Source organism: Patescibacteria group bacterium, assembly GCA_040753135.1.
In the GTDB taxonomy this organism is placed as follows: Bacteria; Patescibacteriota; Minisyncoccia; order UBA6257; family Brennerbacteraceae; genus JBFMGR01.
The window spans coordinates 1-6,248 of record JBFMGR010000015.1; the positions used below are offsets into that span (position 1 = coordinate 1).

Here is a 6,248-nt window from a genome sequence, read left to right on the forward strand (position 1 = left end):
TATAAAAAGTCGCCTCACCAGCATAAAGATATGATGTTTTTTGAACTAAGTCGTAAAATCGCCGGACAAGCAAAAAAGCAAAATCCGTCTCAATGGTGGTATGGTTTCTGGACTCCGAAAAGAAGATGAGAATTTCAAAAATATGATAAAATTGACCTATAAAGGGTCAATTTTATTTTGCGTCCGTAGCTCAGCGGTAGAGCATCCGGCTTATACCCGGACGGTCCTTGGTTCAAATCCAAGCGGACGCACATTAAATGCTTTCTAAAATATTAAAATTTTCAGACAAATCTTATCCTTCTCTTTTAAAAGAGATTCTTGATCCGCCCAAAGAGCTTTTTGTTAAAGGCGAGCTATTGCCTAACGAATTTTATTTTTCAGTTGTCGGCCCAAGAAAGCCAAGCAGTTATGGGATTGAGGCGGCTAAATATTTTGCTCGGGATTTAGCTGAAGCCGGATTTACTTTGGTAAGCGGCCTGGCTTTGGGTATTGATACAGTAGTTCATCAGCAGGCCTTGGCTTGCGGTAAAAGAACAATCGCGGTTTTAGGCAGCGGTTTAAACATTGTCAGTCCGTCAACTAATGAAAGATTGGCTAAACAGATAGAAACTCAAGGCGCGTTAATCTCTGAACTCCCCTTAGATTATCCGCCTTTGCCAGAGAACTTTCCCAGAAGAAACCGGATTATCAGCGGCTTAAGTTATGGGGTTTTGGTGATTGAAGCTTCAGAAAGATCCGGCACCTTAATTACCGCCCGATTGGCTTTGGAGCAAAGTCGGGAAGTCTTTGCCGTGCCCGGCGAGATCTTTTCTGTCAATTCACAAGGAACAAATAAATTAATTCAGCAAGGAGCAAAATTAGTCAGTTCTGTTGGCGATATTTTGGAAGAATTTTCCCATCTGCTGGAACTGCAAAAGGGGATCTTAAATCGAAACATCAATCAAGATTTAGGCGAAATGGAAAAAAAGATTGTCCGGCTGTTATCAGAACCGAAATTGATAGAAGAGATTCTTCAACAAGCTGAAGTTGGTTCAGAGGAGTTGAGCTCTTGCTTGACAATTTTAGAGTTGAAAAGTATAGTCAAGCGAAGGCTAGACGGCAAATACCAATTAAATAAATCCTAAGCGCTAAATCCTAAATTCTAAATAATAACAAATTTTCTAAAACTAGAAATTTAATATTTGGATTTTGGTTATTGGGATTTGTTTAGGATTTAGATATTAGAATTTAGAATTTTTATGGACCTGGTTATTGTTGAGTCCCCAACAAAATCAAAAACAATCTCAAAATTTCTTGGCAAAGATTACCAAGTCGAATCTTCTTATGGACATGTTCGGGATCTGCCTAAAAGCAAGTTGGGCGTTGATCTTGCCAATAATTTTGAGCCAGAATATGTGATTTCTCCCAAAGCTAAACAAAATCTCAAAAAACTCAACCAACTGGCAAAAAAAGCCGATTCAATAATCTTGGCGACTGACGAAGACAGGGAGGGAGAAGCAATTGCTTGGCACTTAGCCGAGGCCTTGGGCCTCGGAATTTCCAATTCCTCCGCTAGGAGCGGATCCGCCTTTGGCGGACAATTTCCAATTTCCAAACAAAAATTAAAATCTCAATTCCCAAAAATTCAGCGGATTGTGTTTCATGAGATTACTAGGCCGGCAATTGAACAAGCTTTAGAAAATCCCCGAGAAATTAATTTAGATCTGGTTAATGCCCAGCAAGCCAGGCGAGTGCTTGACCGCTTGGTTGGTTATGAGCTGTCGCCGTTTTTATGGAAAAAAATAAAATACGGTTTGTCTGCCGGCCGGGTTCAGTCTGCGGCCCTGCGGCTTTTGGTTGAAAAAGAAAAAGAAATTCAAGAGTTTAAACCGGTTCAATATTTCCCCATCAGAGCTTTAGTCTCTAAACTGAAAAGCAAAGATGATTTTGAGGCTTTTCTTTTTAAGATTAATGAAAAGAATATACCCAATCCGGGAATCCTGTCGGCAGAGCAGGCAAAAACAATTGTTTCTGAATTAGAAAAAGCCGAGTTTTCAGTTTTTGATTTGATAAAAAAACAGACCAGCCGGTCGCCTTCGCCGCCGTTTACCACCAGTACGCTTCAGCAGGATGCTTGGCAAAAACTGCGCTATTCTTCAAAGCAAACAATGATGATTGCCCAACAGCTTTACGAACAGGGTTTGATTACTTATATGAGAACTGATTCAGTCAATCTCTCTCAACAATCAATCAATGCGGCGAGAAAGTTGATTCAAGATCAGTTTGGTAAAAATTATCTGCCGGAAAAACCAAATTTTTATAAAGCCAAAAGCAAGTTAGCCCAAGAAGCCCATGAAGCAATTCGGCCGACTAATCCGTTTCTGCTGCCGGAAGAGCTTAAGCAAAGCCATGATTCTAAGCAGGCAAAACTTTATCAGTTAATCTGGAGCCGATTTATTGCCTGTCAGATGGGAAAAGCCAAAATTGCCCAGCAAACCGTGATTGTCTTAGCAAGATACCAAGATCAAAGTTATTTTCTCAAAACCACTGGCCAGCAGATTATTTTTGACGGGTTTTTAAAAGTGGCTAACTCTAGTGCTAAAGAAGTGTTTTTGCCCGAACTTAAAAAGGAGGAGGTTTTAGAGCTTAAAAAAATTCTTTCAGAAGAAAAATTTACCCAGCCGCCAGCCAGATATAATGACGCTTCTTTGGTTAAGATGCTTGAACAGCTGGGTATTGGCCGGCCCTCAACTTACTCCTCTATTATCAGCACTTTGCTTTTAAGAAATTATGTCCAGCGGACCGAAACTCGGTCTTTGCAAGCAACCAGCTTGGGAATTTTGGTCACTGAATTGCTGGTTAATCATTTTCAAGAAGTGGTTGATTATAAGTTTACTGCCCGGATTGAGGATGATTTGGATGAAATTGCCAATAAAGGCAGTGATTGGCGGAAGCTGGTTAAGAATTTTTACGGGTCGTTCCACGAAAATCTTTTAAAAAAGGAAAAAGAAGTTTCCCGACAGGAAGCAACTGAACGGCCGTCTGACGAAGTTTGTGACAAATGCGGCGCGCCAATGGTGGTTAAGTACGGTCGATACGGCGAGTTTCTTGGCTGTTCGCGCTACCCCGATTGTTCTAATATCAAAAAACTGCCCAAGCAGAATCAAGAGTTGGATATTTTGTGTCCTGAATGCGGCAAAGAGCACGGCGGCAAAGTGGTGATCCGCAGGACTAAAGCGAAAAAGCGAGTTTTTTACGGCTGTTCCAGATGGCCGGAGTGTAATTTTATGAGCTGGAAAAAACCCGTAAACGAATAAACAATTTTTAAACCGGGAAAAAGTTATTTTCTTGAATTTGAGAATCAGGCGGCGTGGGCGGTTGGGGGATTGGAATTGACTCCGGTTGATTGGCTGATTCCAGAGATTGATAATTTGCTCCTGCTGGTTTAAAAAAATCAGCCCCTGTTTCAAAGCTAGGTTTTGTTTGATTGGCTTCGTTTCTCTTGTTGGTCTGCAATTCGGTTATCTCCGGCGCGCCAGCTTCGCTGCCAATGATTTTTTCAATAATGTTTTCCAGCTCTTCTTGGGAATTAAAGTTAATCGCAATCATGCCTTTGCGCCCTTTTTTCTTTAAGATTACTCTGGTTTTTAAAGTTTCTTCGAGCAGACTCTCTAATTCTTCCAACTCCGGGTCAAAATTAGGAATAATCTGTTCATAACTGCCAGCAGAATATTGGGCTTGTTTTTTAAGTTGTTTGGCTGATTCCTCGGCTTGCCTGACAGTCAGGTTATAAGAAATAATCCGGCCCAAAAGCGCTTTTTGCTGTTCAGGCAAATTTAAGCTTAAAATTATTCTGGCATGGCCTTCAGAAACCTTTCCGTTTTCCAAGGCCCTTTGAATTTCTTGGGGAAGCTGAAGCAGTCTTAGGGTGTTGGCAACAAACTCCCGCGATTTACCAACCCGAAAAGCAATCTCTCTTTGGGAAAGTTTAAATTTATCAGCCAGTTCGGCAAATGCTTTGGCGCGCTCAATGCTGTTAATGTCTTCGCGCTGGAGATTTTCGATTAAAGCAATCTCAAGCTTTTCCCGATCAGCAATGTTCTCTTTGATGATAACCGGAACCGTGTTTAAGCCAACTAATTTTGCCGCCCGCAATCGGCGCTCTCCAGCCAAAAGCTGATATTCAACCTCTGTTCCTGATTCAGTGTATTTTTCTGCCCGGACTGCCAAAAGCGGCTCTAAAATTCCGTACTCTTTGATTGAGTTAGCCAATTCTTCTAAATTATTCGGGTCAAACTCTCGGCGCGGTTGGAACGGATTGGGTTTGATTTTTTCTGTCTCAATGTAAAAAATAGATTGCGCTTCCATAGTTAATATCATAAAACAATCTTGTGCCTTTGACAATTAAACAGCTAAAAGATATATTAGAATTAAATTGGTTCGGGTAAGCTAAAGAAAAAATTGGGCAGGTGGCGGAATGGCAGACGCGATAGACTCAAAATCTATTGACCGCAAGGTCGTGGGGGTTCAACTCCCCCCCTGCCCACCAAGACAAAACTTTTCGGCTCTTTTTGAGAATCGTTGATTAGTGAACCGGATTATCTATCTTGGCATAAAATTTGACTTTTAATTTTATAAAACTTAAAATAGTTTAAGCTTATGCCTAATCAAGAGTTTAATTTCTCTTCTTTTTCTTTTAAGGCTGATATTAAAAAACAGATAATTTTTGGCAGCCTTTTAGTTGTTTTCTTGCTCGGAATAAATTTATTTTTTTACCTTAAAATTAAAAGCGCTAATCAAGAATTAATTCGTTTAAGGCAAGAAGTGGTTAAAACCCAGCAGCTTTTTGCTAATTTTTCTGCTTTGAAGATTCAGCAAAAAGAAGCTGAACCGATATTGGCAATTCTAGAAAAGGTTTTGCCGGCAAAACAAGGGGTTTTAAAAAGCGTTGTTAAGATTCAAGAAGTTGCCCAGAAAAACTCGCTTCAGCAATCTTTTTCTTTTGGCCAGGAATACCGGCCGGAATCTGGCGCCGTCGGCAATATCGGTTTTAATCTGGTTTTGAACGGGCCGATTTCGTCTTTTGCCAAGTATTTAAAAGACCTGGAGGCTTTGCCGCCATTCATCCAGTTTGGTTATATTGAGATAGCCAGAAAAGACGGCAGTTACCAGTTTAACAGCACGGGGAAAATTTATATGAGATAATTATGGCTTTGTTTTCTAAAAAAATCGGCGGGTTTAAATTGGCAATTGAAAAGAAAAAAGGTTATGGTTATGAAATTGCCGCTGTTTCGCTTGGCTTGGCTTTGCTGGCTTTGGTTGTTTATGGGCTGATTTTTATCAGTGGGCTGCTAAAAGGGCTTTTTGTTGACGAGGTTTTTGTTTCTGAACCAGATGTCAAGTTTGATTTAGTCCGAGCCAAACAAATCAGCAAAATTAAATTTTATTTAGAAAACCTAGATGCCCTTAATCAGGCTGAAGCGGAAAAACCAGCAGAAACAGAAGGGGCAACCGGAACAGAAGAATTGATTCTCCCAAGCCCTAGTCTGGGACAATAATTGATTTTTGCAGTTTTTTAAAATAAAATGAAAATCTACCCGGGTGGCCCGTCCAAGGAGAGATTACTTTCCTTAGGCGAGGCTCGTCCAAATAAAGCTTGGGCGGCTAGTTCAGCGGTAGAACGCTTCTCTGATAAAGAAGAGGTGGAAGGTTCGACTCCTTCGTCGCCCACCAAACTAAAAACCCCGATAACAATCGGGGTTTTACGCTTGTCCCCTCGCGAGGAATCGAACCTCGATCTAGAGCTTAGAAGGCTCCTATTCTGTCCATTGAACTACGAGGGGCAAAGAACTCATTTTGGGTTGAGAAATAATAATTAATCCCGGCAGCATTTATTAAATCTTAAAATTAGATTGTTGGAATTTGGGTTTAATCTGGTCGGGGTACCCAGATTTGAACTGGGACTAAATCCTCCCAAAGGACTCGTGCTGCCATTACACTATACCCCGGCGCAGGCGATTGGCGGGCAAGAAAGACTCGTGTTGCCATTACACTACAGCCCGCTGAAACTTAATTTTACCATTTTTTCATAAATAAAAAATACTTTGATACTCTGATATAATAGACAATATGTGCGGAATCGTTGGTTATCTGGGCAAAAACCAAGCTTTGCCAATAGTGATTAAGGGCTTGAAAAAGCTTGAATATCGGGGCTATGATTCGTTTGGTTTTGCCGTGTTTGATAAAGAAAAAAATTATCTTTATCTTAA

The 6,248-nt window shown here is 40.7% G+C and carries 5 protein-coding genes and 5 tRNA genes; 7 read left to right on the forward strand and 3 right to left on the reverse strand.

Annotated features, from left to right (window positions below):
- Window positions 1-179 precede the first annotated feature (179 nt).
- The 3 genes from AB1721_03295 (at window position 180) to topA (ending at window position 3,296) form a co-directional block, all read left to right on the forward strand.
- A tRNA-Ile gene (locus tag AB1721_03295) sits at window positions 180-251 on the forward strand.
- A gap of 6 nt (window positions 252-257) precedes the next feature.
- Window positions 258-1,124: a DNA-processing protein DprA gene (gene dprA, locus AB1721_03300; protein MEW5805718.1), complete on the forward strand. Its 867-nt coding sequence runs from the start codon at window positions 258-260 to the stop codon at window positions 1,122-1,124.
- Between the two features lie 114 nt (window positions 1,125-1,238).
- Window positions 1,239-3,296, forward strand: a complete 2,058-nt coding sequence (gene topA, locus AB1721_03305) for a type I DNA topoisomerase (GenBank protein ID MEW5805719.1) — start codon at window positions 1,239-1,241, stop codon at window positions 3,294-3,296.
- A gap of 7 nt (window positions 3,297-3,303) precedes the next feature.
- On the opposite strand, the gene AB1721_03310 is transcribed toward topA, so the two are convergent.
- Window positions 3,304-4,347, reverse strand: coding sequence for a ParB/RepB/Spo0J family partition protein (locus tag AB1721_03310; protein ID MEW5805720.1), 1,044 nt, complete (start codon window positions 4,345-4,347; stop codon window positions 3,304-3,306).
- Between the two features lie 95 nt (window positions 4,348-4,442).
- Between AB1721_03310 and AB1721_03315 the strand changes: the two genes are divergently transcribed.
- From AB1721_03315 to AB1721_03330, 4 genes are all read left to right on the forward strand, one after another.
- Window positions 4,443-4,528: transfer RNA gene (locus AB1721_03315), tRNA-Leu, on the forward strand.
- Window positions 4,529-4,638: 110 nt separating this feature from the next.
- Complete coding sequence (gene pilO, locus AB1721_03320; GenBank protein MEW5805721.1) at window positions 4,639-5,184, forward strand: type 4a pilus biogenesis protein PilO; 546 nt, start codon at window positions 4,639-4,641, stop codon at window positions 5,182-5,184.
- Between the two features lie 2 nt (window positions 5,185-5,186).
- Window positions 5,187-5,537 carry a hypothetical protein gene (locus tag AB1721_03325; protein MEW5805722.1) on the forward strand — a complete coding sequence of 117 codons (351 nt, stop codon included), beginning with the start codon at window positions 5,187-5,189 and terminating at the stop codon, window positions 5,535-5,537.
- A 100-nt stretch (window positions 5,538-5,637) separates the two neighbouring features.
- A tRNA-Ile gene (locus AB1721_03330) sits at window positions 5,638-5,712 on the forward strand.
- Window positions 5,713-5,750: 38 nt separating this feature from the next.
- Here the strand turns inward: AB1721_03330 and AB1721_03335 are convergent.
- Window positions 5,751-5,822, reverse strand: a tRNA-Arg gene (locus AB1721_03335).
- Window positions 5,823-5,913: 91 nt separating this feature from the next.
- A tRNA-Pro gene (locus AB1721_03340) sits at window positions 5,914-5,987 on the reverse strand.
- Window positions 5,988-6,248 lie beyond the last annotated feature (261 nt).